Below are 26,274 nucleotides of genomic sequence, written 5' to 3'. Positions count from 1 at the left end.
ATGTACGGCATGCATGCGATGCAGTACGAGATCACCCTCCCCGCCGACTACGACATGGGCATCATCCGCGAACGCGTCACCACGCGCGGGCATCTGCTCGACGACTTCGGCGGCCTGGGACTGAAGGTGTACGGGATCCGTGAGCGCGGCGTCGACGGCTCGACGCTGAACCAGTACGCGCCCTTCTACCTGTGGCACGACCAGGACGGGATGAACGCCTTCCTGTTCGGAGGGCCGTTCAGCGGCATCATCGACTCGTTCGGGCGTCCCGCGGTGCAGCACTGGACCGTGCTCGGATTCGAGGAGGGACCGGCGTTCGGCACTCCCCCCGTGGCGGCGGGAAAACACGTCGAGCGGATCCCCGCCGAGACCGACCCTGTCGCCTTCCTGGGCGAAGCGCTCGACGGGCTTCGCGAGCACCTGCGGCAGGACGGCGCGCATTCCGGTGCGCTGGCCGTCGATCCACGTGGGTGGGAAATAGTGCGCTACAGCCTGTGGCGTGACGAGGCGCCGGAGTCGGACGAGATCCGGTACCGGATCCTCCACCTGTCCTCGCCGCAACTGTCTGAACTGCGGCGAGGACGGCAGTGGGATCAGCCGAGCAGCGCGGCGAACAGCGCGGCGGGATCGGCTTCGGGCGGGCCGTCGGGCCACTGATCCCGGTATGGGTACCACAGCCCGTCCTTGCCCAGCCGCACCTGCACGCCTGTCCCGTGGACGCTGCAGTGGTTGCGTTCGACGTCCAGGCCCTCGCCGGGATCGTCCATCACTTCGGTGAAGGCGGCTCGTGCCCGGCCCATCGCCTGCGACGGCGGCGTCCACACGGTCTCCAGGACCTCGAGACCGGCTCGGCCGCCGTGCCGCCACGCCTGTACCGCGCGGTCGAAGTTCTCCCCGCTCTCCGCCGGGCGCAGCCTGTCGGCGGTCTCCGGCCGGGTCGCGGCGAGACGGACGGCGTCCTGCTTGCGGGTGAGCTTCGGCTGCGACGTCAGGAGTGCCTCGGCAGCCTGGCTCGCGTTGGCGGCCAGCAGGGCGAAGGTCTCCGCCGGGATACCGGGTGCGTCCGGCACGGTCGGGCCCCCGGCGGGTACGAACCCGGCGAGATCCGGCAACGGGCCCGGTTCGTCGGCGTAGGCCTGCTCGGCCGGGGTGTCGTCGTCACCGGTGCGCACGAACCGAGGCGCGTTGCGCCGCTGCAACTCGTCGAGGAGTTCCCGCTCTCCCTTGCCCCGCATCAGAAGCAGCACGAAGGGATCCGCGTCGAGCAGCCACGATGCCTGGAACGACAGCGCCGCGGCGTGGCGGCACGGCAGTTCCCAGCCGGGGCAGTCGCAGTCCGGGTCCAGGTCGCCGATCCCTGGCAGCAGGTGCACCCCGGCGTCATCGGCGGCCTCGACGAGGTCGTGCGGCATGTCCCGGTCCAGCAGGGCGGCGAGATGCCCGGCACGGGAGGCGACCCGGTCGAGGAAACGGTCCCATTCGATACCGGTCAGCTCCGCGAGCCGGACCTCGGTGCGGTACTGGCCATCCTGGTCGTCGACCACGGCGGCGATACGGCCGGGGCTGACCGTGATCGGGCCGACCCGGCCCGCCGCGGCGTACTTACGGCCCTGTTTGAGCTGCCGCAGGTCCAGTGCGGTGTCCTCCATCGCGCTGACCCACGCGCGGCCCCACCACGAGCGAGCGAACTGGCCTCGCGCGCCTTGGGCCCCGAAGGCGGGGAAGCCGCGGACGCGATCGTCGGGCGTACTCATCGGCGGCTCCTCAACTCGACCAGATCGGCCAGTTCCGCGTCGGTCAGTTCGGTCAGGGCGGCCTCGCCACCGGCGAGCACCGCGTCGGCGAGCGCGCGCTTCTCCCGCAGCATCGCCGCTATCCGGTCCTCGACCGTGCCCTCGGCGATGAGCCGGTGCACCTGCACCGGGCGGGTCTGCCCGATCCGGTACGCGCGGTCGGTCGCCTGGTCCTCCACCGCGGGATTCCACCAGCGGTCGTAGTGCACGACGTGATCGGCGCGGGTCAGGTTGAGCCCGGTCCCCGCCGCCTTGAGCGACAGCAGGAACACCGGCACCTCACCGGCCTGGAACCGGCGCACGAGGTCCTCACGCTTGGGCACCGGGGTGCCGCCGTGCAGCAGCAGCGTGGTGATCCCGCGCTGCGCGAGATGGCGTTCGAGCAGCCGCGCCATGGCGACGTACTGCGTGAACACCAGGACCGCGCCGTCTTCGGCGAGGATCGTGCCCAGGAGTTCGTCGAGCAGTTCGAGCTTGCCGGACCGGCCGTCCAGCACCGCTTCCGACGGTTCCTTGAGGTACTGCGCCGGGTGGTTGCAGATCTGTTTGAGCCCGGTGAGCAGCTTGACGATCCGGCCGCGGCGCGCGATGCCGTCGCTGACGGCGATCTCGGCCATCAGTTCGCGCACGGTCGCCTCGTACAGGGCAGCCTGCTCGGTGGTGAGCGTGACCGGCCTGTCCGTCTCGGTCTTGGCGGGCAGTTCCGGCGCGATCCCCGGATCGGACTTGCGCCGCCGCAACAGGAAGGGGCGGACCAGCCGGGACAAGCGCTCCGCGGCGTCGGGGTCCTTTCCGGACTCGACCGGTTTCGCCCACACCCGGCGGAAATCGGCCATCGTGCCGAGGAGTCCGGGGGTGGTCCAGTCGAGGATCGCCCACAGCTCGGCGAGGTTGTTCTCCACCGGTGTGCCCGTCAGCGCCACCCGGGCCGACGACGTCAGCGTCCGCAACGCCTTCGCCGTGCCGGAGCGGTGATTCTTAACGTGCTGGGCCTCGTCGGCGACCAGCAGTCCCCAGTGGATGCCTCCCAGTGGTTCCGGGTCGACGCGCAAGGTGCCGTAGGTGGTGAGGACGAAGCCGTCGCCGAGTTCGTCGAGCGAGCGTTCGGTGCCGTGGAACCGCCGGACCGGGACGCCGGGGGCGAACCGGGTGATCTCGCGTTCCCAGTTGCCCAGCAGGGAGGCGGGGCAGACGACCAGCGTCGGGCCTTCGGCGCGATGCAGGTGGAGCGAGATCAGCGTGATCGTCTTGCCAAGCCCCATGTCGTCGGCGAGGCAGCCGCCGAGCCCGATCGACGTCATCGCGGTGAGCCACTGCAGGCCACGCATCTGGTAGTCACGCAGGGTCGCGGCCAGACCCGGCGGTGGCGCCTGCGGTTCGGGTGGCGCGAGCAGCCGTTCCCGTAGTGCGGTGAGCCAGCCGTCGGTGAGGACGTCGACGCGTTCGCCGTCGACCTCGGCCGTCCCGCTCAGGGCGGCGCCGAGCGCGTCGATCGGTGTCAGCGGTTTCAGGGCACGGTCCCGTGCCTTCGCCGCCAGTGCGGGGTCGACGAGTACCCACTGATCGCGCAACCGCACGACGGGACGGTGAGCCTCGGCCAGGGTATCCATCTCGGCGGCGGTGAGCGGTGCACCGCCGAGTGCCAGCTGCCAGTCGAACTGCAGCAGTTTGCCGCCGGAGAAGAACGCCGGGAGGTTGTCCGGTGGCGCGGCACCGCCGCCGATGACGGCTTTCGCACTCAGGTCACGGGCGAGCTCTGCGGGCCAATGGACGTCGATGCCCGCGGTGGCCAGCAGCGGCGCGGCGGTGGTGAGCAGTTCGGTGACGTCGGTGTCGCGGAGTCCGACCTCGTCGGGGACAGCCGCGCCGAGCAGGGGTTCCAGCGGTGGCCAGAGCTGGGCGGCGCGGCGCAGAGCCAGCATCACGTCGATCCGCGCCCGCGGGCCGAAACGGTCGTCACCCGACCACAACGCGGCGGCGTCGATCAGGACACCCGGATCGGCGAGGCTGTGCACCTGGACGACCCCGCTGAACCGGCCGCTGGTGAAGTCGTCTCCGGGTGCCTCGATCCGCACTGAGACCCGGACGCCGGAGTCCAGCCCGGCCGCGACCTCGGCCGCCCAGTCCCGCAGCTGCGGGACGCGGTGCGAGGGCGGGGCGGCGAAGGGCTTGACGCCGGCCGCCTGCGCGGCCGCGGGTGTCCGGGGAAGGGTGTCGGCCACGGCGTCGAGGAACGCGCGCAGCAGCGGATACCGTGCGGGCAACAGATTTCCCTCGCCCGGGATCGCTCGTGCCGTGGGTGGCATCGCCTCGGACAGCTCGCGCAGCCAGTAGGCATCGGCGGGCTCCAAGGGCCCCGCGCGCCAGGCGTCCACATCGGACTCCGTGATGCCGGGAAGCAGCCTGCCCGCCTCGGCGAGCTTCAAAGCCGCCGTGGCCGCTGTGCTCCAGAAGCACGCGGAAGGGTCGTCACTCGTGCGCAGCCGCAGGAGCGCGGGGAGCGCCTCGGCCATCGGGAGCCGGACGCACGGCACCGTCCGGATCTCCGGCAGGGCGACCGTCACCTCCTCGGCGGCCGGTATGTGCCCGTCGGCGTTCCAGAAGACGAATCCGCTGGTCCGCGCTGGATTCTTTGGTTCGAACACGACACTGTCGAAACCGTCGTGAGACGTCACTCAGCCCCAATCTCTGTACGGTGTACATTTCAGGATAACACAATTCTGTACACTGTAGAGAGAAGCGGGATGAGCGACGCGGACCACACCGGGACGGGCGATCCACGGCGGACCATCGAACTGCTCTGGGGTGTGCGGGAAAAGCCTCGCCGCGGCCCCAAGCCGAAGCTCACGGTCGAGGGGATCGTCACCGCCGCGATCGAACTCGCGGACGCGGAGGGGATCGCCGCGCTGTCGGTGCGCCGCGGCGCGGAACGGCTCGGGGTCTCCCCCATGGCCATCTACACCTACATCCCCAGCCGTGCCGAACTCCTCGACCTGATGATGGACCGGGTACACGGCGAGCTGACCGACCCGCCGCCGAGCCACGACTGGCGGGTCACCGTGACGATCCTCGCCGAGGACGCCTGGGAGATGTACCACCGGCATCCGTGGCTGCTCCAGCTCACCACCAGCCGCCTCCCCCTCGGCCCGAACACTTTCGCCAAACACGAACGCGAACTGGGCGCCGTCGACGCGATCGGGCTCACCGATCTGGAGATGGACGCCGTGGTGGCGATGGTCAACGGGTTCGTCCAGGGCATCGCACGCGGATCGGTCGAATCGGCGAGCCTCGTGCGGCGGTCCGGGCTGACGGACCTGGAGTGGTGGACGGCCAGCGCCCCGGTGCTCGCGGAGATCCCGGAGGCCGACGCGGGACTGTTCCCGCTGGCGGCACGGATCGGCCAGGCGGCCGGGGCGGCGCACGGTGCCGCGAGCGCGCCCCTGCACACCTTCCGGTTCGGGCTGGCACGGATCCTGGACGGGGTCGAGCAGCTGCTGCCCTCATGAGCGGCGATTCAGGTTCCCGGCCGGATCGCCACTCATGAGGGCAGCGAGTTGGTGGTTTCGCGTGACTGAGGGGACGACACGTGTGATCAGACGGACGACACGCGTGACTGGACGGACGACACGCGGACGCAGCCGGTCCCGCCGCGAGTCGTCCCTTCGAGCACACGTGCCGCCCGACGGCAGGTATTCGAGACACGATTGGCTCTGACCCGAATCGCCACTTACGAGGCCGGCGGCTCCTCGGCCACAGGAGCTTCCTCCACGACGGCCGCCGGGCGGGCGAGTTCGGCCAGCTGCCGCACGACGTCGTCGTACCGCGCTTGATCCGCGACCGCACGGGCCTGCGCGCGCTCCAGTTCCTCACCCAGCGCCGCCGCCCGCGCCTCGGCCAGGCTGCGGACGGTGTGCTCCCGCGCCAGCTCGCCCCGGACGCGATCCAGCTCGCCCCGGAGGCCGGCGGATTCCTCCCGTGCGGCGGCGCAGTCCTTTTCGGACACCGTCACCCGGGCTTTCGCCTCGTCGAGCCGGTCCAGCAAGGCTTCGAGTTCGGCCACCGCGCGTGCCAGCGCCGTGTCCCGCTCGCCCAGATCCGCGGTCAGCCGCGTTTTGTCGTCCCGGACGGCCGCGAAGTCCTCCCGCAGCGTCCGGAGATCGGAGACCAGCGCGTCGCGGGCGCGTTCGGCCGCGACGGTCGCGGCTTCCGCGGCGCCTCGGGCTCGTTCGTGGGCGGCGACCTCGGTCCACGAACGCTGGCGGGTCTCCTCCGCGTCCTTCAAGGCCTGTTCGGCGGTGCGTTCCGCTTTGGCCTTGGCCATCTTGTCGTCCCGGGACGCGGCCAGCGCCGTCGCACGGGCGGCGTCGGCCTTCGCCGCAGCCTGCTGGGCGTCCTCGGCCTCGCGCCGTGCTGTGGCCGCCTCGGTCTCGGCTTCGGTGACCCGGCCCAGCGCCGCCCCGGCGGCGTCGTCGAACCGGGCGCGCATCGTGTCCAGCAGCTCCACGAGCGACGCCGCCGCCGGGGTGAACTCGTCGGCGATCCGGCGGACCTCGAGCAGCGGATCGGCCACACTCGCCACCGCGGCCGCCCGCCGGGCCCGCGACGCGGCGTCGGCGTGCGTCTTACCGCAGTAGGCCGAAGGCCGGCCGCCCTTGCGTTTCCCCTCGGCGTCCACCGCGGGCGGGGGCAAGGGATTCTCGCAGCCTTCCAACGCGCACAGCCGGACTTCGTCGGCGTCCGTATCGATCACCGCAGCAGGGTAGCGCTGCCCCGTGGGGTGGGAAGCGGGCAACGCCGGGAAGAACCGTAGGTCCCGCCGATAGGGTCGACCACGTGCGTATCCTGTTCAGCTTCGCCGGCGGCAACGGCCACTTCCGGCCGCTTCTCCCGATCGCCCGCGCGCTCGCCGCCGCGGGTCACACGATCGCGTTCACCGGCGAGCCGCTGATGGTCCCCATCGTCGAGGCGGCCGGATTCACCGCCTTCCCGTCGGGCCCCAACCTCGGCGGCGAGGGCGACCGGCACCCGCTGCTCCCCGTCGACCGGGAGCGTGAGGACGCCGACCTCCGCGACGGTTTCGTCCGCCGCACCGCGCCCCGGCGCGCGGAGGACATCTCGACACTCTGCGAGGACTGGGCACCGGATCTGCTCGTGTGCGACGAAGCCGACCACGGCTCGATGATCGTCGCGGAGAAGCTCGGTCTTCCCCACGCGACCGTCCTGGTCACCGCCGCCGGTGCCCTCATCCGCCCCGATCTGGTCGACGCCGCGCTCAACGAGGTCCGTGCCGACCACGGGCTTCCCCCGCAACGGAACCTGGAGATGGCCTACCGCCATCTCGTGCTCTCCCCGTTCCCCGCGAGCTTCCGCGATCCCCGCTTCCCGTTGCCACCGACCGCGCAGTCCTTCCACGCACCCGTTCCCGGCCGCGGCCCGGTGCCGGGCTGGCACGTCGAGGGACGGCCGACGCTCTATTTCACCCTCGGCACGATTTTCAACACCGAGTCCGGCGATCTGTTCGGCCGGGTGCTGGCCGGCCTGCGGGAGGTCGACGCGACCTGCGTGGTGACCGTCGGGAATCTCATCGACCCGGCGGAGTTCGGCCCTCAGCCGGACCACATCCACCTCGCGAAGTACCTGCCGCAGGACGACGTCCTCCCGTACTGCGACGCGGTCCTCACCCACGGCGGCTCGGGCAGCCTGCTCGGCGCGATCGCGCACGGACTGCCGATGGTCCTGCTGCCGATGGGCGCCGACCAGCCCCACAACGGCGACCGCGTCACCGAACTCGGGCTCGGCGTGGTCCTCGACGTCATCGAGGCGACACCGGGCGACATCCGGGACGCCGTGTCCTCCGTACTGCGGGAACCGGCCTACCGGGAGACGGCCAGGCGACTGCGGGATGAGGTCGCCGCGTACCCACCACCGGAGAAGACCGTTCCGCTGCTCGAAGGGCTGCTCCGATGACCGCCGAACTCGACGCCGCGATCACCCAGGCGTTCCGGGAGGAGTCGGGGCAGGTGATCGCCACCCTGATCCGGGTCACCGGCGACTGGGATCTGGCCGAGGAGTGTGTCCAGGAGGCGTTCGCGCTCGCGCTGCGCACCTGGCCCCGCGACGGCATCCCGGCGAAACCCGGTGCCTGGCTGACCACCACCGCCCGCAATCGCGCCACCGACCGGATCCGGCGGGAGGCCGTCGGCGCGGAGAAGCTGCGAGAAGCCGCCGAACTGACCGCGGCCGCCGAGCCGGAGTGGGACGAGAGCGGCGTCCGCGACGACAGGCTCCGCCTGATCTTCACCTGCTGCCACCCCGCCCTGCCGATGGAAGGCCAGGTCGCGCTCGCGCTGCGGACCCTGGCCGGGCTCACCACCGCCGAGATCGCCCGCGCGTTCCTAGTCTCCGAGGCGACGATGTCGCAGCGCCTGGTCCGGGTGAAACGGAAGATCCGCACCGCGGGCATCCCGTACCGCGTTCCGCCGTCGAATCTGCTGCCCGAACGCACGTCCGCCGTGCTGGGAATGCTGTACCTGCTGTTCAACGAGGGTTACTCGGCCAGTGCGGGCACCGATCTGCTGCGGCCCGACCTGTCCGCGGAGGCCATCCGCCTGGCCAGGGTCCTCGCCGACCTCATGTCCGGCGAACCGGAAGTCCTCGGGCTGCTGGCGCTGCTGCTCCTGCACGACGCCCGCCGGGCCACCCGGGTCGACGGCGAGGGCACCCTTGTTTCGCTCGAAGACCAGGACCGTGGCGGCTGGAACGCCGCCGAGATCGGCGAGGGCGCCGAACTGCTGGAGACCGCGCTCCGTCGCGGAGTGCCGGGGCAGTACCAGATCCAAGCCGCCATCGCCGCCTGTCACGCGACGGCGGCCCGCGCCTCCGACACCGACTGGGCCCAGATCGCGGCCCTCTACGGGGAGTTGCTGCGTTTCGTGCCCTCGCCGGTCGTCGAACTGAACCGCGCGGTCGCCGTCGCCATGGCTGAAGGTCCCGAGGCCGGGCTGGAACTGGTCGACAAGCTCACTGCGGACGGCAACCTCCCCGGCTATCACCTGCTTCCCGCGACCCGCGCGGACTTCCTCCGGCGTCTCGACCGGTTCGCCGACGCCGCCGAGGCCTACCGCGAGGCGCTCGCGCTCACCGGCACCGACGCCGAGCGCGCCTACCTGTCGGGGAAACTCGCCGAAATCTCCTGACGCCGTTCGTGGGTGGGCGACAAGTCCCGAAAACCGTTACCGGCAGCGGTCCGGTGCTGCCGTGCGTTCCCGGCGGTGCAGCCGATTCCGGCATGTTCGCCCCGCTCGCCGAGCACCACACGGTGATCACCTACGACCCGCGCGGGATCTCCCGCAGCGCCTGCTCGGCAGCGGGAGCGAGGAACCGCCGGTTTCGAGCGGCCGGAAGGCGGTGTCCCGGCCGGAGATGGCGAAGAACTTCGAGTTCTTCATCGTGCATCTGATGAAGGCGATCGGGAGTTTCACCCCCGGACTACGAGCGCTGAAGGCGTCGAGGACGCGGATTGTCGTCGGTGTCGGGGAGACCTCGGCCGCGCAGCTCGTGCACGAGGCCGCTGTCCTGGCCGCCGGTCTTCTCGGGGTGAGCCAACCTACTTCCCCGGTGACCATGGCGGTTTCGCCGCCGACTATGAACGGACCTTTCCTGACACATTTTTGTTAGGAAAGGTCCGTTCATCACACGCGCGGTGGCGGATCAGGCGCGGACGTGCACGATCAACCCGCCCACCAGAGCACCGAAGCCGCCGATCGCGGCCAGGGTCCGGACCAGGTTCCACCGTTCCCAGACGCCCTCGAACTTCGCCCGCAGCGCCTCGAAGTCGGTGTTGTTCCCGTCGAAGCCCGCTTCGAGCGCGTTGTTCAGCGGCACGTTGATCGCCATGGTCACGATCAGCATCACCAGCAGCAGCACGAACCCCGCGATGAGCCACGGCAGCGCGGACCGCAGCTCCGATCGGAAGTGCAGCGCCGCCGCCGCCGCGGCGAGCAGTGGCGCACCGCCGAAGCTCAGTGCGAACCAGCCGTTGAGGATCGCGATGTTGATCTCCCGCATCCCCGTCACGTACGTCCGGGCGTCGGCCCGTGCCAGTCCCGGCATGACCGAGCATGTGTAGGCGTAGAACAAGCCCGCGATCAACCCCGCCGCGATGACGGCCGCGATCAGGACGATTTCGCTCAGCGTCGACATTCCTGTCGCCTCCCTTCCGATCCCCGCTCGTCTCATCGATTCCAGACCCCAGTGGCCGCGGCCTTCGCCGCGTACTCGGAGAAGTCCCTCGCGGGCCTGCCCAGCACCTTCTCGACGTCACCGGTGAGTGATTCGTTCCGGCCGTCGAGCACCCGCGTGAACAAGTCGGTCAGGCCTTCGATCTCTTCCTCCGGCACGCCCTGCTCGGCCGCGCCCGCGGCGAACTCCGCCGCGGAAACCGGAACGTACCGGACATCCTGCCCCGCAGCTTTACTGATTTCCGCCGCCGCGTCCGCGAAACCCAGCAACCGGGGCCCCGTCAGCTCGTACACCTGGCCGTCGTGCCCGTCGGTGGTCAGTGCGGTCACCACGACGTCGACGATGTCCTCGACGTCGATGAAGGGTTCGGTCACCTGCCCGGCGGGTAGCACGATCTCGCCGGCGAGCACCGGTTCCAGCAGGAAGTGCTCGCTGAAGTTCTGGGCGAACCAGCTGGCCCGCACGACCGTCCACTCGGCACCGGAGTCACGCACACCCTGTTCGCTGACCACGGCTTCCTCCTCGCCGCGGCCGGACAGCAGCACCAGCCGACGGACGCCGTGTTCCACGGCCAGCTTCGAGAAGTCGCGGATCGCCTCGGCGGCGCCGGGGAAGGCGAGGTCGGGGTAGTAGGTCAGGTAGGCCGCGCTGATGCCGGTGACCGCGGCCGTCCAGGTCGATCGGTCGTCCCAGTCGAACGCGGGCCGCGAGGCCTTCCGGACCTCGATCCCCCGGTCGGTCAGTTGCTGCGCCACGCGGCGCCCGGTCTTGCCCGTCGCTCCGAGGACCAGCACCGTCTCGTTGTTCTTCGTGTTTGTCATGGCCTTAGTTAAGCGCCCCGAGATGAGACGGAACATAGTTCAGAGGCTCTCTTCCATGTTTCATCGTCTACACTTCGCGGCATGGATCCTCTCGCTGGACTACTCGACGGACCCCGTGCGCGTGGCGCGTTCCTGCTGAAGTCGGTCATGACCCCGCCGTGGTCACTGCGCGTCGCAGACGAGGCACCGCTGACGGTGATGGCCCAGGTTCGCGGCGAGTCCTGGGTCGTGCCCGATCACGGGGACGCCGTCCGTCTCGGCACCGGCGACATCGCCATCGCCCGTGGCCCGGATCCGTATGTCGTCGCCGATGATCCGGCCACACCGCCGCAGGCGATGATCCTGCCGGGGCAGGAATGTCTGACCCCGGACGGGCAGCACCTCACCGAACTGTCCGACTTCGGCGTCCGCACCTGGGGCAGCGACCCGGATGGCCCCGTCGTGCTGCTCACCGGCACGTACCCGCTCGAAGGCGAGATCAGCAAACGGCTCCTCAACGCGCTGCCGTCGCTGCTCGTCGTGCGGGACGAGGAGTGGGAGAATCCGCTCGTGCCGCTGCTCGCCGGGGAGATCGTCAAGGACACGCCGGGCCAGGAAGCCGTCCTGGACCGGGTGCTCGACCTGCTCCTGGTCGCCGCGCTGCGGACCTGGTTCGACCGGCCCGGCGCCGCGGCGCCCACCTGGTACCGCGCCCACCGCGACCCCGTCGTCGGGCGGGCACTGAAACTGTTGCAGCACAAACCTTCCGAGCCGTGGACGGTGGCGTCTCTCGCGGCCGACACCGGTGTCTCCCGTGCCGCGTTCGCCCGGCGGTTCACCGCCGCGGTTGGCGAACCGCCGATGGCCTATCTCGCGGGCTGGCGCATCGCACTCGCCGCGGATCTGCTGCGCCAGCACCCCGACGTCACGATCGGCGCGGTCGCACGGCAGGTCGGCTACGGCAGTTCGTTCGCGCTCAGCACCGCGTTCAAACGCGAGCACGGCATCAGCCCTCAGGGTTACCGCACTGCTGTCGCGTAGCGCTCGACCAGTTCCGCGCCGATCCGCGCGAGTTCTGCCTGCACCGACGGCGGGCCCAGCACCTCGATCATCGAGCCCCAGCCCGCGAGTTGCTGGGCGATCATCCACGCCACCGGTGCCGACACCGTCACTCGCACGCGCCCGTCGTCGAGCGTCCCCTCCACAATGGACTGGCGCCCGAAGTGGTCCTGCAGAATCGGCAGGTGCCGCTCGGCGATGAGCACGGTCGCGTCCAGCCCCGACCGGCGTCGCTCGACCTGGTCGACCACCTGCTCCCACGCCCGCGACAACTCGAAGTCGTCCGGCCGCCCGGCGGGCAGGTCACTCACCTCGGCGTCGGAGATGCGATCGACCCGGAAGGTGCGCTGACCCTTCTCGGTGCCCGCGATGAGGTACCAGACGTCGTCCTTGTCCACGAGTCCCCACGGATCCACGACCCGCTCGACCGGTTCCGCGCCCCTCTTCGCGTAACCGAAGCGGACTTTGCGACGACGGACGATGCCCGCCTGCAGCACGGTGAGCAGTTCGGGCCGTTCCTTCTCCCGCTCGCCCCATCGCGACGGGTCGATGACGACCGCGTCCGCGGCGGCCTGTGCATCGGCGCGAAAGGTATTCGGCAAGGCCCGGACCAGCTTCCGCAGCGCGGATTTGACCTCGGGTGAGATCGACGCCGCCGGCCCGGCGAGCAGGAACAACGCCTGCGCTTCCGACGCCGACAGTCCACTGAGGTCGGTCCGAGCGCCGCCGATCAGCGACCATCCACCGCCTCGTCCCGGCTGCGGGTAGACCGGCACACCCGCCGCCGACAGCGCTTCGAGGTCGCGCCGGGCCGTGGCGACCGAGATCTCGAGTTCGTCGGCCAGCTCGGAAGCCGTGACACGGCCACGAGCCTGCATCAGCAGGAGGGTGGCCACCAGGCGATCGGCACGCATGGGCCCAGTCTCGCAGTCAAACCGCTCATCCGATGCACACTTTTCCGCGCAGCAGACATCGTCCACAAAGGATCACCAGTGAGCGGGGTGTGAGAGCGACTCCGGCAGCTTCGTCGTCGTGTCACCCTTCGCCGCGTCCAACTGCGACTGGATGAGGAAGAGGGCCTCCCGGAAATCGGCGCCACGGAGGTCGGCGTCGCGCAGGTCCACTCCGATGACGTCGGCCTGTCGCAGATCGGCGCCACGCAGGTCCGCGCCGATCAGGTAAGCCCCGCGAAGAAGCGCGCCGCGCAGATTCGAGCCCTTGAGCTTCGCGCCGATGAGGTCGGCGCCACGCCGGTCCTTCTTCTTGCCCGGCACATCGGCGCGGGCGAGTTCGCTCGCCCGCAGCAGCAGGCCGTTCACCGCGCCCCGGTGCGCGTGGACGTCCAGTTCCCGCAGTACGCCGGGCGGCTGCAGCGTCATCGCCTCGGTCTGGTCGATGAGCGCCGCCAGGTCGTCGCGGATCGTCGCGGACGTCGGCAGGGCGGCCGCTTCGGTGAGGTAGTAGAGCAGTTCCTGCAGGTCCCGCATCACCGGGAAGACCGCGAACATCGACTTCGCCGTCTTCGGCGCTTTCCGCCAGTCCTCGCCGTCGAAGGTGATCTGGGAGACCTTCTGGCCCGCGCCGAAGCAGTCGTAGACCGTGCAGCCGGTGAAGCCCGTCTTGCGGAGCTTGTCGTGGATGCCGCACCGGGAGTCCTCGCGCAGGTTCGGGCACGCCTGTCCGGCCGGTTTGGTGATCGCGAAATCGGCTGACGCCGCGAAGGCCGGGACGACACAGCACAGACCGAAGCAGTTCTCGCAGTCGGCTCGCAGGCTCGAAGTGACAGGCACGGTGGTTCGGACTCCAGATGCTCGGCAGGTGTTCCGTCCACAGCGTACGGAGGGGGCGACGTGCACTTTCCGTGCAGGGCACCCGCCGCCAATGGCCGTCAGACGAAGGTCGGGTCCTGCCCCATTCAGTCGATATCGGCCATGTCAAACGCTCAATAACCTCGATCTTCGTGGGATTCGGCAGGTGCCGTCCCATGCGGTCGAGCTGGACCGCTTTCCGCCGCTGTGGTCTTGACCGGCCGGTCCCCTGCGAATGACAGGACGAACACATGCGAGAGATGAGACAAGCGCGTTGGCTGTGCCGTGCCGGATTGGCGAGCGCGGTCGCAGTGGCGATCAGCGTGACCGCCGCTCCCGCGCAGGCCGCTGAGGGACAGATCCTCGCCGCGGGAGCCCCCGAAGCGATCCCGAACAGCTACATCGTCACGCTGAAGGATGCCGGCGTCGTGGGCGCGCTGGCCAGTCGCTTCGGCGCGAAGGTGGAGCAGGTCTACAGCAGCTCGCTCAAGGGCTTCTCCGCGACCCTGTCGGAGAGACAGGCCAAGCGCCTCGCCGCCGACCCCTCAGTGGTGTCCGTCGAACAGAACCAGGTCGTCCACGCGGACGCGACGCAGGTCAACCCGCCGTCCTGGGGTCTCGACCGCGTCGACCAGCGCAACCTCCCGCTGGACCAGCGCTACAGCTACACCTCGACCGGCGCGGGCGTGAACGTCTACGTCATCGACACCGGCGTGCGGATCAGCCACCAGACCTTCGGCGGCCGCGCCCGCAACGGGTACGACTTCGTCGACAACGACGCCGTCGCCCAGGACGGCAACGGCCACGGCACCCACGTCGCCGGCACCATCGCCGGTTCGCAGTACGGCATCGCCAAGGGCGCCACGATCTACGGCGTCCGCGTGCTCAACAACTCCGGCAGCGGCACCACCGCCGGTGTCATCGGCGGCATCGACTGGGTCACCAAGAACCACGTCAAGCCCGCCGCGGCCAACATGAGCCTCGGCGGCGGCGCCTCCACCACCCTCGACGACGCCGTCCGCCGGTCGATCGCCGCGGGCGTCACCTACGGCGTGGCCGCCGGGAATTCCAACGCGAACGCGTCCGGCTTCTCCCCCGCCCGCGTGACCCAGGCGATCACCGTCGGCTCGACCACCAACACCGACGCGCGGTCCAGCTTCTCCAACTACGGCAGCCTGGTGGACATCTTCGCGCCGGGCACGAGCATCACGTCGTCGTGGCACACCAGCGACACCGCGACGAACACCATCAGCGGCACCTCGATGGCGACCCCGCACGTGGTCGGCGTCGCGGCCCGTTTCCTGCAGAACAACAAGACCGCCACGCCCGCACAGGTGGCCACCGCCCTGATCAACGCGGCCACCCCGAACAAGGTGACCAACCCGGGCTCCGGTTCCCCGAACCGGCTCCTGTACTGGGCGCCGACCGCCTGATCACCAGCTCGTGAGTGGTGCGGACCGGCATCGGCCTGTCCGCTGGCTTCGATCCACGCCCAGATTGGTCAACCCCGGATGGGCCGAGTGGGGAAGTTCCGGGACGTTCAACGTCCCGGAACTTCCCCACTCAGCCGTGCCGGGGCCGTCGATGTCACACGTGGGTAGGCGAGTAGCGGTTGGCTACAGCACCTTGCGGATGCTCGGCACCACGGCCGCGAGTCCGGCGGCGTTCGGGTGCAGCGGCGCGAAGCTGTTGTTCACCACCGACGGGATCAGTCCTTCGATCCATTTGACGCCGATCGGCTGACAGGCGTCATGACCGATGCTCGGCGTCCGGATGTCGACGTACTTCGCGCCGTGCGCCGCGGACTGCTCGGCCATCCGCGCGTTGAGCCGGTCGATGTTGGCCTGGATGTAGTCGGCGTCCTGCGGCAGCACCGGGACGACCGGCCAGCAGCCACCGGGCTTGATCCCGGTCGGGTAGCCGACCATGACGATCTTCGCCTGCGGGGCGCGCTGACGGATGGTCTCGATGACCGTGCCGTAGGTCGCGGCGAAGGCGTCGATCTTGTTCGCGTACTTGTCCACGCCACCCGCGGTGTTGGCCGCCTTACACGACGCGCCCACCGGAAGCAGGTTCACGCACGACGTGGCGAGCCCGACCAGTCCGATGTCGTTGCCGCCGATGCCGACGGTCACCAGTGTCGTGTCGGCCGAGAGCGCGTCGTACTGCGGCGGGTTGGTGCCGGAGATGATGCCCTTCTGCGGGTTGGGGAAGTTCGCCGTGGTCGCGGCGCCGCAGGTGACGTCACGCAGTTCGTCGACCTTGAGCTGCTTCGCCAGCAGGCCCGCGTAGTTGATCGCGGACCGCGCGCAGGTGAGCAGATCGGACTGCGGCAGGACGACGGAGCCCGCGGAGAACGAGTCCCCCATGGCGACGTACACCTGGCGTTCCGCCGCGAGGGCAGGTGTCCCGATTCCGACGAGGGTCAGCGCGGTGCCCGCCACCGCGGCGCTACGAACGAATCTTCTCCAGCGAGAACGTGTCACTGCCGCCTCCTGCATGCGTCGTCGAATGCCGCGAACAGCGTCCGCCGGATGGTGGGTGACTCACTAGATTCCAGCCGCGCGTTCTTGTCCGGAGTTTTGTAGGTTGCCTCTATGTTGTCGCTATGACTACGCCGTCGGCGCAACCGTGGCGACGGCTGGACGCCTCGGTGCTGACCCGGCTGGAGCCGGACACCGCCGCGATCGCGTCCGCCGCGATGGACCAGGTCCGCGCCGGGTTGCGGACGCCGCTGGACGATCGCACCGCGGCGAACCTCCACCTCACCCTCGACGTCGCACTGGACGCCTTCTTCAGCGAGACCGGCCATCCCGACATCACCACCGACCGCGAGGTCTACCGCGCACAAGGCAGGGCCCAGCACACCGCGGGCCGCAGCCTGGAGGAGATGCTCGGCTTCTACCAGTCGGCCGCGCTGGGTGTTTGGCGGCAGCTCACCTCGGCGGCGCCCGCCGTGGATCTGCCGACCCAGGCGATCGTCGAGCTCGGCGAGGCACTTTTCGCCTTCATCGCGGAACTTTCCGCCGCGGCCGCCGACGGATACGCCGAAGCGCGGTCACAGGCGGCGCGGGCCGGGCAAGCGCGGCGGGACCGGCTCCTCGGCCTCCTGCTCACCGAACCGGCGCCCACCCGCGACGTGCTCGACGACGCGGCGAGCCAGGCCGCGTGGGTGTTGCCCGGCCGTCTCGTCGTGGCCGTCACCAATGCCGATGTCGCGCCGCAGTTGCTCGACCGGATGCCGGGACGGGTGCTGATCGGCCGCCACCACGACCTCACGGCCGTCGTCATGCCCGCCGACCGGTTCGAGTGGTACCTCGCCAGGCTGCGTGACCTGCTCGGCCACGAGCAGGCGGGGGTCGGCCCGGTGGTGCCGCTTCGCTCGGCCGCGCTCAGCGCCCGCCGGGCGAGTGCGCTGTGGCGGCTGACCCGCACCGGCGCGCTCGGCGGCAGCGCCCTCGTCCACACCACAGATCACCGCATCGACCTGTTGCTGACCGCCGATCCCGAACTCGCCGCCGAGTTCGCGAAGGACGTCCTCGCGCCACTGGCCGGTCTGCCCGAACCGGCGCGGCAACGGCTCACCGCCACCCTCGCCGCGTGGCTCGCGCGCCCTGACCAGCCGCAGGCGATCGGCGGCGAACTGCACGTCCACGTCCAGACCGTTCGATACCGGATCCGGCAGTTGCGGACACTGTTCGGTGGCACGGTCGACGATCCGGCCGGCCGGTTCGCGCTGGCGATCGCGCTGCGCGTCGATCCACTGGTATCGAGGGAACCTACAAAACGTTCAGCGCGGGACGTCCATCCGCTGCGTCCCGACGACCGATAGCAACCGCAACGCCTCTTCCGACCGGCTGCCGGGTTCGGCGGTGTAGATCACGACCTGCTGGTCGCGGTCGCTGATGTCGAGGACGTCGGAGTTCACCGACACCGGGCCCACCATCGGATGCTGGAAGGTCTTGCACAGGGTGGGCGCGGCACACACGTCGTGCGCGGCCCAGAGCCGGGCGAACACGTCGCTACCGTCGAGGAGTTCGCTGATCAGTCCGGTGACTTCGGGATCGTCGGGATAGCGGCCGGCGGTGGCCCGCAGGTTCCGGACCGCGCTCGCGGAGAATTCGTCGACGTCGGACACCCCGTACATCCGTCGCTCCGATGTTCCGAGGAACGCGCGCCGGACAAGGTTGCGATCGCGGCGTGGCAGCGCGGAGAAGTCCTCCATCAGGGCCGCGGCGAGGTCGTTCCAGGCGATGACCTCGTAGGTCGCGGACAGCACGATCGCCGCGGCCTGCGGAAGACGTCGCAACAACGCGAGAATGCTCGGGCGGACCTCACGGGACGGTCCCGGCGGCGGACCGGGCGGGGCGCCCGCGAGGTGATGCAGGTGATCGCGTTCCGCGTCCGACAGTCGCAGCGCCCTGGTCAGCCCCGCCAGGACCTCGCGGGAAGGCTGAGGACCGCGGGCCTGCTCCAGCCGCGTGTAGTACTCGGTCGAGATGAACGCCAGCTGCGCCACCTCCTCGCGGCGCAGTCCCGGTGTGCGGCGGCGCGGCCCGGCGGGCAGGCCCACGTCGGCGGGGGTGATCCGCTCACGCCTGCTGCGCAGGAAGTCGCCCAGTTGTCGTCTGTCCACCCCTCCAGTGTGGACGATGGCGGCGCGGCAGTCAGGTACCGGCGATGCCTGGATAAGACCCTCGGTGCCGGTGAACTCTCGGAGGCATGACCAACACAACTGTTTCGGGCCTGCTGGACGGCAAGGTCGCTTTCATCACCGGCGCCGGGCGAGGGATCGGTGCCGCTGCGGCGCGGCTGTTCGCCAGGGAAGGCGCCAAGGTCGTGCTCGCCGCCCGTACCGAGCTCCAGCTGAAGACCGTGGCCGAGGAGATCCGCGCGGCGGGCGGCATCGCGGACCACGTGGTGTGCGACTTGGGTGACGCGGCGAGCGTGCGCGCGGCCGTCGACCGTGCCGTGGAACTGCACGGCAGGCTCGACGTCGCGTTCAACAACGGCGCGACGAACGTGCCGCCCGGCCCGATGGACCAGGTGACCGAGGCCGATTTCGACCACATCTACGCGGTCAACCTCAAAGGCCCGTGGCTGGCGATGCTCGCCGAGATCGCCGCGATCCGGGCCACCGCGGGAACCGGCGCCATCGTCAACAACACCAGCGTCGGCAGCCTGATGGCCAACCCGGACCTTCCCGCGTACGGCGCGATGAAGCGAGGCGTCAACAGCCTCACCGCTTCGGCCGCCGTCACCTATGGCCCGGAAGGGATCCGCATCAACGCCGTCGCCCCCGGCACGACGATGACCGAGATGTTCACCGAGTGGGCCGAGGCCTCTCCTGGCATCCTGGAGCAGCTCAACGCCCAGACCCCGTTGGGACGAGTGGCCGAGCCGGAGGAGGTCGCGGAGGCGGCCGCGTGGCTGCTGAGTGACCGTTCCTCTTACGTGACCGGCACGGTCCTGCGGGTGGACGGCGGCATGGTGAGCTAGCCCGTTCGCGCGAGGTGGCGCCGGAACCAGGCGGTGAGCCCGGCGTCCACCTCGCGAGCCGACGGCAGCTGCGGCGCGGGCTCGATGCCGGGCTCCTCGGCCAGCGGATGTTCCAGCCCGGGAATCGACAGCAGCTCGGACCGGTCCCCCATCGCCTCGGCGAGCCGGATCGCGTCGGCGCGGAGATCCGGGTGGTCCCGCTCGCCGCTGACGATTAGCAACGGCGCCCGCTCGGCGAGGACGTCCGCCTTGGGAACGAAGTCCAGGCTGTCGACGGCCTTCTCGGACTCAGTGTCATAGAGGTAGTCGCCGGGGAACAGGTCGACGACCGACCGCATCCGGACAGCGGCGTTCACGATGGCGCCGACGAAGACCGGGATCTCGGTGTCAGCGAGAACCCGCAACGCGACAGCACCGCCCAGTGAGCCGCCGAGCACTCCGATCGGGCCGTCGTCGACCGGCAGCTGTGCCCGGAGCGAGGCCAGCGCGGCCGGGAACTCCTCGGTCGCCTGCCGAACGAACGGGTGCAGTAAGGACATCAGGACGTCCTCGCGCATCAGCGCCAGGCCGGCGTCCATGCTGCCGTCGACCATCCGCGCCCCGCACATCGGCATCCCGAGGTGCACCCGCCACGCGGGCAGACCGTGCATCGGCAGCGCGGCGGCGAACGCCGCGTCAGACCTCGGCGCGTCCAGCATGTGCCAGGTGACGATCAGCGGCGTGTTCTCGTCGCCGTCCGGTGGTAACGCGGTGAACGGCACTCCGGCAGCCGTGCCCGTGATCGGTGAGTTCATGCGGCCACGGTAGGGGGGCGACCGCCTGCGGATCGCCGGTATCGCCACCGGCGAAATCCGGCGCTCCCTGGCGAACCTGGTTTTCGAGGTGATACGCGATACGCTAAATCAGTAACGCGTCCGCTTAACGCGTAACTTCGGGCGAGGCGAGATACCGTGATAATGCCCCTTATGACTGAGCATCGACGGAGTACCTATAGACGGGGCTCGTTCGGCCGTCGCGCTCGATCAGATTGGGCACGCAAAGTAGGTAGGTCGTTTCGCGAAGGCGCTCGTTGAGAACAAAGAATCACCGGGGTAGAGGACACCCGGTCGTCGCATTTCGGCGCTCAGCGGCGACCTGAGAGCATTGTGCCTGGTCAGCGGCTTGCGCTTCGGGCACCGGAGGCGGGGTGGTCACGACAGTCAACTGGTCGGTGACGCCGCAGGACTCAGCGTCGCCGCGGTGGAGAAGCTGGTGCCCGAGTAAGACGGGTTCGCCGGGATCGCGCAACAAGGTGTGAAGGTTCGCTGGGCGTTGTTGAGGCTGGCCTCGTTCGCAGGCGTATGGCACGACCTGTCGGCTCCCGGTCCAGGGTTCGAACCTGGGCCGACGGGTCCAAAGTCCGTCGTGCTGCCGCTACACCCTCGGGATCGGGCGTGCTGCTCCCCCAGGATTTGAACCTGGACTGGACGCGTCCTTCGGGGGGAAGACAAAACGTGTCGCGCACAGGCGGGGGACCGCCGGCGTCCTCCGATGTCGCACAGTCCCCACGTCACCGGCCCGGTCATGACCTCAGAGCCGAAGGCTCCCTTCGCCGCATCAGACGCGGCGAAGGGAGCCTTCACCCCACCACCAGCCCCGCCCACGAGCACGACACGTGTGACCTTCCCCCTCTATAAGCGCGTTTGGGCTACAGGGGCGTCGGGAGTGCGGTTCCGGGGAGTCGAACCCCGACTGTCCTGGCCCGACCGGCTACACGAAGAAGGCGCCGGACGTGAACGCGGCGACCGCGCCGGGCAAGTGGCAGACCTACGACATCAGGTTCCGCGCGGCGCGCTATGACTCGAAGGCATCAAGGGCGCCGACGCGCGGGTGAGCCTGTGGTGGAACGGGGAGCGGGTGCACGACGACGTAGCGATCGACGGCAAGACCGGGGCCGGTCGCCCGGAGAGTCCGCCGCCTGCCCCGATCCGGTTGCAGGACCACGGCGATCCCGGGGCGAACCCGGGGTTCCGCAACGTCTGGATCGAGTGGCTCCAGGTGAGGGTGCGGCCGAGGAGGTCGAGCAGCCGGTCCCAGTGGCGCCGGGATCCCTCGGGGTCGAAGGCGTCGGTGTCGGACATGGTGAAGCCGTGGACGGTTCCGGGGTAGATCTCGCAGGTGTAGCCGACGCCGGCGGTGTCGAACGCCTGGCTGATCTCGGTGATGGCCCCGGTTGTCATGTCGTTCTCGGCGAGTCCGAGGTGGACTTGGGCGGTGAGTTTCGGAACCTGTCGGTGTGGGCTGTCGGTCGCGTCGGTGACCAGGGCGCCGGGGTGGAATCCGGCGACGGCTGCCACCTGGTCGGGGTGGGCGGTCGCGGTGCGCATCGCGAGGACGGCGCCCATGCAGTAGCCGATCGCGGCGACGGGACCGGAGCGGACCTCGGGCTGGGTGGTGAGGAATCGGAGGTAGGCGTCGGCGTCGCGCAGGGCGTGTTCGGTGGTGTGCGCCTCGATCAAGGGCATGATCTGGCCGAAGATCCCGGGCCGGTTTTCGGCCGTGACGTGCTCGGGAAGGTCGAACACCGGTGCCGGGCGGTGCCGGTAGAAGACGTTGGGGACGAGGACGTAGTAGCCGTGCTCGGCGAGTTCGGTGGCCATCTCATGGAGGACAGGGCGCGGCCCGAAGGCATCCGGGTAGAGGAGAACGCCCGGATACGGCCCGTCACCGTCGGGGAAGGCGGCGAAAGCGTCGGCCTGACCGTCCGGGGTGGGGATCTGCGGTGTCACGGTGGGAATGGCGGTACTTCCTTTCTTGCTACCGGGACGGCGCGACGCGGAGGTGCGCGCGTTCGCCTTACTGCCCGATGAGGCTCAGGTACTCGACGGGACCGGCGCCGGTGGCGCCGAACCAGTGCGGGGTGCGGATGTCGAACTCCGCGGCTTTCAGCGTCAGCCGAACTGCAGCCGATCCGCCAGACCGGCGGCCGTGAACGCGGCCACCACGTCGTCACGGCCTTCGGTGAAGTGGTCCCAGCTGTCGATGTGCACGGGAATGACCGTGCGGGCACCGAGGATCTTCGTCGCCTCCACGGCCAGGGCACTGTCGAGGACGAGCAGGGCGCCGTCGAAAACCGGCTTCAGTCGCGGGGCCCCGGCGAAGAGCACGGTGGCGTCAACCGGGCCGAACCGGTCGGCGACCTGCTGGACGGCGTCGAGCGAGGCGTTGTCGCCGCTGACGTAGACGGTCGGCAGATCCCGTGCGGTGAGCACGAAGCCTACGACGTCGCCGGTGACCTTCTCCGCCCCTTCCGGACCGTGGAGCGCGGGCGCGGCGGTCACGGTCACCGCTCCCCCGTCCGGCCGGGTCAGTTCGACCGCTTCCCAGGTCTCCAGCCCTTTCGCGGTGCCGCCCAGCCGTCCCGCTCCACTGGGCGTGGTGAGTGTCAATGGCACGTCGGCCAGCAGTGCCCGGCCGGAGTGATCGAGGTTGTCGGGGTGCTCGTCGTGGGACAGCAGGACGGCGTCGACGTGGCCGAGGTCGGTGGGCTTCGCCGAAGCCGGGGCCGTCTTGGTCAGGCCGGGCCTGCCGTCAGGCTCCCCGTAGTAGCCGGGCTCGTCGAAGGTCGGATCGGTCAGGAACCGCAAGCCGCCGTAGTGGATCAGCGCGGTCGGCCCGCCGAAGACCTGGACGGAGAACTGTTCGCTCATCTTCCACCTCACGGATAATCCTAATTCTTTCCGTGAGTGACGCTAGCGTTTCCTCACGAAAAAGTGCAATAGTTTCCGTGAGGACTGAGTGGCACTTACGATGAGGACGTGGACGACACCGCCGGTACCGACCTGCCGCCCGCGCCGGGTGCGGAGCAGTACGTCGCGCTCGCCCTCGCCAACACCGCGATCGCACTGCCCGGCGGGCAGTGCGTCGATCTCCTCGGCACCCCGGCCGCCGTGACGGACTGGCTGGTCGACCAAGGACTCGCGCCGATCGACGCCGGTCTGCGGGAGATGTGCGCGTCGCTGGTCCGCTCACTGCGTGAGCAAGTGCGGATACTGCTCGCCTCGCGGTCCTGCTCGCAACCGGCTCCGCAGAGCGCCCTCAACGCCGTCAACGATGCACTGAGCAAAGTCCCCACGGCGGAACTCCTGCATTGGGACCCGATCCGAGGGCTGTACCGCGCCGCGTCGCATCCGATCACCCAGATCGTCGAGCACGCGTTGGCGACGCTCGCCGCCAACGCCGCGGACCTGCTCACCGGGCCGGACGCCGAGCGGATCGCAGCCTGTGGGTCGGCTCCCTGCAGCCGGTTCTTCCTGCGCAACGGACGGCGCCAGTGGTGCTCGGTCCGGTGTGGTGACCGGGCCCGCGCCGCCCGCGCCTACGCCCGGCGCTCCCAGCACGAACCGGTCTGAGCACCAGCTCGTCCGGCTCGACGACGCGATTCCGTTGAGCCGCGCCTACCGGTAGGACGTCACCATTCCCCCTTCACCAGCGCCTTCCCGAGCGCGGACTGCTGGACATCCCGATCATTGTGCCCGGAGGCGATCGAGCAGCCCACGCCGATTTCGCCGCTCCGGATACCACGTCGGGCAGGCGCGAGAAGCGGCCGGTTACGGTGCCGGTCAGGAGCGCTGATCACGAGAATCCAGCGGCGGAAGCGCGAGATTCGGCGAGGCCTCGGGCCACGCCTGCGGTGCCGGGCCGAACGCCCGCCGGGCAGCCCGGACGGCCAGGGCGGCCACAGTGGCGTTGGCACAGTGGCGTTGGCACCGCCGCCGATCATCGCACCGATCCCGAACGGGCGCTCCGGTTCCCCGTCCGCGAACACGTGCGTCGTCAAGAACGACCTACAGAGCCCCATCTCCGACATGTTCGACGCAGGTCACACCATCCGGACATGGCAAAGGCAGGGAGATCGACTCTCCCCGCCACCTCCAACATATAGCGCATCATGGGGCTTGCGGCAAGACCCCTGTCGTACCGCAGAATCTCCCGCCGTAGCCACGAGAACACAGGGGGAACTCTTGATCGACGTGATCATCGCCGGTGGCGGTCCGACCGGCATGATGCTGGGCGCCGAACTGCGACTGCACGGTGTGCGGGTGGTCGTCCTGGAGAGGGAGCCGGAACCGACCAAGGTCGTCCGCTCGCTGGGCCTGCACGCGCGCAGCATCGAGGTGATGGACCAGCGAGGCATGCTGGAGCGATTCCTGGAGCACGGCAAGCAGGCTCCGATCACGGGGTACTTCGCGGGCATCGTCAAACCGGCCTCGTCGCTGGACAGCGCTCACGCCTACGTTCTCGGTATCCCCCAGACCATCACCGACCGGCTGCTGATCGAACACGCCGCCGAGGCCGGTGTCGAGATCCGGCGCGCTCGCGAAGTGACCGGGCTGAGGCAGGACGAAGACGGGGTGGAGGTCGAACTGGCCGACGGAACACGGCTGCGCTCGCGTTACCTCGTCGGCTGCGACGGCGGCCGCAGCACGGTGCGGAAACTCCTCGGCGTCGATTTCCCTGGCGAGCCGACCACTGTCGAGACACTGCTCGGTGAGATGGAACTGACCGCAGACCCGGAAACCGTGGTCGCGGTGATGACCGAAGTCCGCAAGACCCAGTTGCGCTTCGGCGCAGGTCCGATCGGGGACGGGGTGTACCGGGTCGTCGTGCCCGCCGACGGCGTGAGCGAAGATCCCCGGGTCCCGCCGTCGTTCGACGAGGTCAAACGTCAGCTCGTCGCCACCGCCGGGACCGACTTCGGCGCGCATTCCCCACGCTGGCTCTCCCGCTTCGGCGACGCGACCCGGCTGGCCGAGCGCTACCGGGTCGGCCGCGTGTTCCTGGCGGGCGACGCCGCGCACGTCCACCCACCCGTCGGCGGGCAAGGACTCAACCTCGGCATCCAGGACGCCTTCAACCTCGGCTGGAAGCTGGCCGCCACGGTCGACGGCTGGGCACCGGATGACCTGCTGGACACCTACCACTCCGAACGCCATCCGGTGGCCGACGGCGTACTGAACAACACCCGCGCGCAGATGCTGCTGATGTCACTCGATCCGGGCGCCCAGGCTGTGCGGCGGCTGCTGTCGGAGCTGATGGACTTCGAGGAGGTGAACCGGTACCTGACCGAGAAAATCATCGCGACCGGAATCCACTACGACTTCGGTGACGGGCACGAACTGCTCGGCCGCCGGATGCGGGACCTCGAACTCGAGCAGGGGCATCTCTACGGCCTCATGCACGGCGGCCGCGGCCTGCTGCTCGACCGGACCGGCAGGCTTTCGGTGCGGGACTGGGGAGACCGGGTCGACCACGTCGTCGACGTCGGCAAAGAGCTGGATGTACCCGCCGTGCTGCTGCGGCCGGACGGTCACGTGGCATGGGCCGGCGAAGACCAGCAGGAGCTGCTCGGAGCGCTGCGCCGGTGGTTCGGGGAGGCCGAAGTCCTCTGCCAAGACAGGGGTCGATGACCACGACCGGACGGGTGGCGCACTTCGAGATCCCGTTCCACGACGGCGAGCGGGCACGCGGCTTCTACCGGGAGGTCTTCCGAGGGCGGTCGGCGAGATGGCACGTCATGGGTCTCTGGGAGGTTACGGGCCCTGCGGCCCCCGGTAGGGCAGCGTCTGGTTGTAGACGATGTTGGTGTTCGTGCTCCCGAACAGCGCCAGCTCGTTCACGATCTCCTCCAGCCGCCCCATCGACGGCGCCGCGATCTTCAGCGCATAGCAGTCGTCACCGGTCGTGCGGAGGCACTCGAGGATCTCGGTGCGCTCCGCCAGGAGCTTGTGCAACGGCGTGTGCTTGCTGCCCGGGTACTTCAGCCGTACCACCGCGAGCACCACGTACCCGGCCTTTTCGAGGTCGACGTCGGCGCGATAGCCGGTGATCACCCCGGCCGACTCCAGTCGCTTGACCCGCTCCGTCGCCGCCGACGCGCTCAGACTGACCCGCTTCCCCAGTTCGGTGAGCGGAAGACGGCCGTCCTTCTGGAGCTCGACCAGGATCGCCCAGTCCGTCGCGTCGAGAGTCTCGGTCATCAGGCCAGAATACCGGCAGATCCACGGCGCGAACGCCGCTACACCGGGAAAGATC

The 26,274-nt window shown here is 69.7% G+C and carries 24 protein-coding genes, 1 tRNA gene and 3 pseudogenes; 13 read left to right on the top strand and 15 right to left on the bottom strand.

Annotated elements, in window-relative coordinates; all coding sequences use genetic code 11:
* Window positions 1-9: 9 nt before the first annotated feature.
* Window positions 10-657: a DUF4865 family protein gene (locus tag ACM6LU_RS19125; RefSeq protein WP_414939057.1), complete on the top strand. Its 648-nt coding sequence runs from the start codon at window positions 10-12 to the stop codon at window positions 655-657.
* On the opposite strand, the gene ACM6LU_RS19120 is transcribed toward ACM6LU_RS19125, so the two are convergent.
* Both ACM6LU_RS19120 and ACM6LU_RS19115 read right to left on the bottom strand, forming a co-directional pair.
* Window positions 594-1,754 (bottom strand): SWIM zinc finger family protein, encoded by a 1,161-nt coding sequence (locus ACM6LU_RS19120; protein ID WP_414939056.1) that lies wholly within the window; start codon window positions 1,752-1,754, stop codon window positions 594-596. The two genes, ACM6LU_RS19125 and ACM6LU_RS19120, sit on opposite strands and share 64 nt — an antisense overlap.
* A complete protein-coding gene (locus ACM6LU_RS19115; RefSeq protein WP_414939055.1) occupies window positions 1,751-4,468 on the bottom strand; it encodes a DEAD/DEAH box helicase in 2,718 nt (905 codons plus the stop codon). Before ACM6LU_RS19115 ends, ACM6LU_RS19120 begins: the two co-directional genes overlap by 4 nt.
* Before the next feature lie 69 nt (window positions 4,469-4,537).
* On the opposite strand from ACM6LU_RS19115, the gene ACM6LU_RS19110 reads away from it, so the two are divergent.
* Window positions 4,538-5,299: a TetR/AcrR family transcriptional regulator gene (locus ACM6LU_RS19110; protein ID WP_414939054.1), complete on the top strand. Its 762-nt coding sequence runs from the start codon at window positions 4,538-4,540 to the stop codon at window positions 5,297-5,299.
* A 221-nt stretch (window positions 5,300-5,520) separates the two neighbouring features.
* Here the strand turns inward: ACM6LU_RS19110 and ACM6LU_RS19105 are convergent, their stop codons facing one another.
* Window positions 5,521-6,543, bottom strand: a complete 1,023-nt coding sequence (locus tag ACM6LU_RS19105) for a hypothetical protein (RefSeq protein ID WP_414939053.1) — start codon at window positions 6,541-6,543, stop codon at window positions 5,521-5,523.
* A gap of 83 nt (window positions 6,544-6,626) precedes the next feature.
* On the opposite strand from ACM6LU_RS19105, the gene ACM6LU_RS19100 reads away from it, so the two are divergent.
* The 3 genes from ACM6LU_RS19100 to ACM6LU_RS19090 all read left to right on the top strand — a co-directional run bounded on the left by ACM6LU_RS19100 (window position 6,627) and on the right by ACM6LU_RS19090 (window position 9,470).
* Complete coding sequence (locus ACM6LU_RS19100; protein ID WP_414939052.1) at window positions 6,627-7,760, top strand: glycosyltransferase; 1,134 nt, start codon at window positions 6,627-6,629, stop codon at window positions 7,758-7,760.
* Entirely contained in the window at window positions 7,757-8,989 is a 1,233-nt protein-coding gene (locus ACM6LU_RS19095; protein ID WP_414939051.1) for an RNA polymerase sigma factor, read from the top strand. The genes ACM6LU_RS19100 and ACM6LU_RS19095 overlap by 4 nt, the downstream gene beginning before the upstream one ends.
* Before the next feature lie 61 nt (window positions 8,990-9,050).
* The gene (locus tag ACM6LU_RS19090) at window positions 9,051-9,470 is read left to right on the top strand and encodes a hypothetical protein (RefSeq protein WP_414939050.1); all 420 of its coding nucleotides are present in this window, start codon (window positions 9,051-9,053) and stop codon (window positions 9,468-9,470) included.
* 33 nt (window positions 9,471-9,503) lie between these two features.
* Here ACM6LU_RS19090 and ACM6LU_RS19085 read toward each other — a convergent pair whose 3' ends face one another.
* Both ACM6LU_RS19085 and ACM6LU_RS19080 read right to left on the bottom strand, forming a co-directional pair.
* Complete coding sequence (locus ACM6LU_RS19085) at window positions 9,504-9,995, bottom strand: DUF1772 domain-containing protein (RefSeq protein ID WP_414939049.1); 492 nt, start codon at window positions 9,993-9,995, stop codon at window positions 9,504-9,506.
* A 32-nt stretch (window positions 9,996-10,027) separates the two neighbouring features.
* Window positions 10,028-10,855 (bottom strand): NmrA family transcriptional regulator, encoded by an 828-nt coding sequence (locus ACM6LU_RS19080; RefSeq protein ID WP_414939048.1) that lies wholly within the window; start codon window positions 10,853-10,855, stop codon window positions 10,028-10,030.
* Between the two features lie 81 nt (window positions 10,856-10,936).
* Between ACM6LU_RS19080 and ACM6LU_RS19075 the strand changes: the two genes are divergently transcribed.
* On the top strand, window positions 10,937-11,875 hold the full coding sequence (locus ACM6LU_RS19075) for an AraC family transcriptional regulator (RefSeq protein WP_414939047.1): 939 nt from the start codon (window positions 10,937-10,939) through the stop codon (window positions 11,873-11,875).
* Here the strand turns inward: ACM6LU_RS19075 and ACM6LU_RS19070 are convergent.
* Complete coding sequence (locus tag ACM6LU_RS19070; protein ID WP_414939046.1) at window positions 11,854-12,807, bottom strand: helix-turn-helix transcriptional regulator; 954 nt, start codon at window positions 12,805-12,807, stop codon at window positions 11,854-11,856. The genes ACM6LU_RS19075 and ACM6LU_RS19070 overlap by 22 nt on opposite strands.
* Window positions 12,808-12,879: 72 nt before the next feature.
* Window positions 12,880-13,683 (bottom strand): pentapeptide repeat-containing protein, encoded by an 804-nt coding sequence (locus ACM6LU_RS19065; protein WP_414939045.1) that lies wholly within the window; start codon window positions 13,681-13,683, stop codon window positions 12,880-12,882.
* 269 nt (window positions 13,684-13,952) lie between these two features.
* On the opposite strand from ACM6LU_RS19065, the gene ACM6LU_RS19060 reads away from it, so the two are divergent.
* Window positions 13,953-15,134, top strand: coding sequence for a S8 family peptidase (locus ACM6LU_RS19060; RefSeq protein ID WP_414939044.1), 1,182 nt, complete (start codon window positions 13,953-13,955; stop codon window positions 15,132-15,134).
* 183 nt (window positions 15,135-15,317) lie between these two features.
* Here ACM6LU_RS19060 and ACM6LU_RS19055 read toward each other — a convergent pair whose 3' ends face one another.
* Window positions 15,318-16,145 carry an SGNH/GDSL hydrolase family protein gene (locus ACM6LU_RS19055; RefSeq protein WP_414939158.1) on the bottom strand — a complete coding sequence of 276 codons (828 nt, stop codon included), beginning with the start codon at window positions 16,143-16,145 and terminating at the stop codon, window positions 15,318-15,320.
* A gap of 164 nt (window positions 16,146-16,309) precedes the next feature.
* On the opposite strand from ACM6LU_RS19055, the gene ACM6LU_RS19050 reads away from it, so the two are divergent.
* Window positions 16,310-17,533 (top strand): helix-turn-helix domain-containing protein, encoded by a 1,224-nt coding sequence (locus tag ACM6LU_RS19050; RefSeq protein WP_414939043.1) that lies wholly within the window; start codon window positions 16,310-16,312, stop codon window positions 17,531-17,533.
* On the opposite strand, the gene ACM6LU_RS19045 is transcribed toward ACM6LU_RS19050, so the two are convergent.
* A complete protein-coding gene (locus ACM6LU_RS19045) occupies window positions 17,492-18,337 on the bottom strand; it encodes a helix-turn-helix transcriptional regulator (protein WP_414939042.1) in 846 nt (281 codons plus the stop codon). The genes ACM6LU_RS19050 and ACM6LU_RS19045 overlap by 42 nt on opposite strands.
* 86 nt (window positions 18,338-18,423) lie before the next feature.
* Between ACM6LU_RS19045 and ACM6LU_RS19040 the strand changes: the two genes are divergently transcribed.
* A complete protein-coding gene (locus tag ACM6LU_RS19040) occupies window positions 18,424-19,200 on the top strand; it encodes an SDR family NAD(P)-dependent oxidoreductase (RefSeq protein ID WP_414939041.1) in 777 nt (258 codons plus the stop codon).
* Here ACM6LU_RS19040 and ACM6LU_RS19035 read toward each other — a convergent pair.
* Window positions 19,197-19,994, bottom strand: coding sequence for an alpha/beta hydrolase family protein (locus ACM6LU_RS19035; protein WP_414939040.1), 798 nt, complete (start codon window positions 19,992-19,994; stop codon window positions 19,197-19,199). The genes ACM6LU_RS19040 and ACM6LU_RS19035 overlap by 4 nt on opposite strands.
* Window positions 19,995-20,557: 563 nt before the next feature.
* Window positions 20,558-20,627 (bottom strand) — tRNA-Gln (locus ACM6LU_RS19030).
* A 323-nt stretch (window positions 20,628-20,950) separates the two neighbouring features.
* Here ACM6LU_RS19030 and ACM6LU_RS19025 point away from each other — a divergent pair.
* Window positions 20,951-21,228 (top strand): annotated as a pseudogene (locus ACM6LU_RS19025) (DUF1080 domain-containing protein); the annotation flags it as partial.
* An 11-nt stretch (window positions 21,229-21,239) separates the two neighbouring features.
* Here ACM6LU_RS19025 and ACM6LU_RS19020 read toward each other — a convergent pair.
* Window positions 21,240-21,977 (bottom strand): annotated as a pseudogene (locus tag ACM6LU_RS19020) (dienelactone hydrolase family protein); the annotation flags it as partial.
* 153 nt (window positions 21,978-22,130) lie between these two features.
* Window positions 22,131-22,889: an MBL fold metallo-hydrolase gene (locus tag ACM6LU_RS19015; RefSeq protein WP_414939039.1), complete on the bottom strand. Its 759-nt coding sequence runs from the start codon at window positions 22,887-22,889 to the stop codon at window positions 22,131-22,133.
* 108 nt (window positions 22,890-22,997) lie between these two features.
* Between ACM6LU_RS19015 and ACM6LU_RS19010 the strand changes: the two genes are divergently transcribed.
* Complete coding sequence (locus ACM6LU_RS19010; RefSeq protein ID WP_414939038.1) at window positions 22,998-23,591, top strand: CGNR zinc finger domain-containing protein; 594 nt, start codon at window positions 22,998-23,000, stop codon at window positions 23,589-23,591.
* A 59-nt stretch (window positions 23,592-23,650) separates the two neighbouring features.
* On the opposite strand, the gene ACM6LU_RS19005 is transcribed toward ACM6LU_RS19010, so the two are convergent.
* Window positions 23,651-24,019 carry a hypothetical protein gene (locus tag ACM6LU_RS19005; RefSeq protein ID WP_414939037.1) on the bottom strand — a complete coding sequence of 123 codons (369 nt, stop codon included), beginning with the start codon at window positions 24,017-24,019 and terminating at the stop codon, window positions 23,651-23,653.
* A 184-nt stretch (window positions 24,020-24,203) separates the two neighbouring features.
* On the opposite strand from ACM6LU_RS19005, the gene rox reads away from it, so the two are divergent.
* Together rox and ACM6LU_RS18995 are read left to right on the top strand one after the other, a co-directional pair.
* A complete protein-coding gene (gene rox, locus ACM6LU_RS19000; protein WP_414939036.1) occupies window positions 24,204-25,649 on the top strand; it encodes a rifampin monooxygenase in 1,446 nt (481 codons plus the stop codon).
* Window positions 25,646-25,699: pseudogene (locus ACM6LU_RS18995) on the top strand (VOC family protein); the annotation flags it as partial. The gene rox and the pseudogene ACM6LU_RS18995, both read left to right, overlap by 4 nt.
* A 73-nt stretch (window positions 25,700-25,772) precedes the next feature.
* On the opposite strand, the gene ACM6LU_RS18990 reads toward ACM6LU_RS18995, so the two are convergent.
* Window positions 25,773-26,219: an Lrp/AsnC family transcriptional regulator gene (locus tag ACM6LU_RS18990; protein WP_414939035.1), complete on the bottom strand. Its 447-nt coding sequence runs from the start codon at window positions 26,217-26,219 to the stop codon at window positions 25,773-25,775.
* Between the last annotated feature and the right edge of the window lie 55 nt (window positions 26,220-26,274).

It is taken from the genome of Amycolatopsis sp. cmx-11-51, from assembly GCF_047608665.1.
Taxonomy (GTDB): domain Bacteria; phylum Actinomycetota; class Actinomycetes; order Mycobacteriales; family Pseudonocardiaceae; genus Amycolatopsis.
The sequence above is the reverse complement of the archived record's forward strand: the minus strand, read 5'-3'. Positions and strand labels throughout refer to the sequence as shown.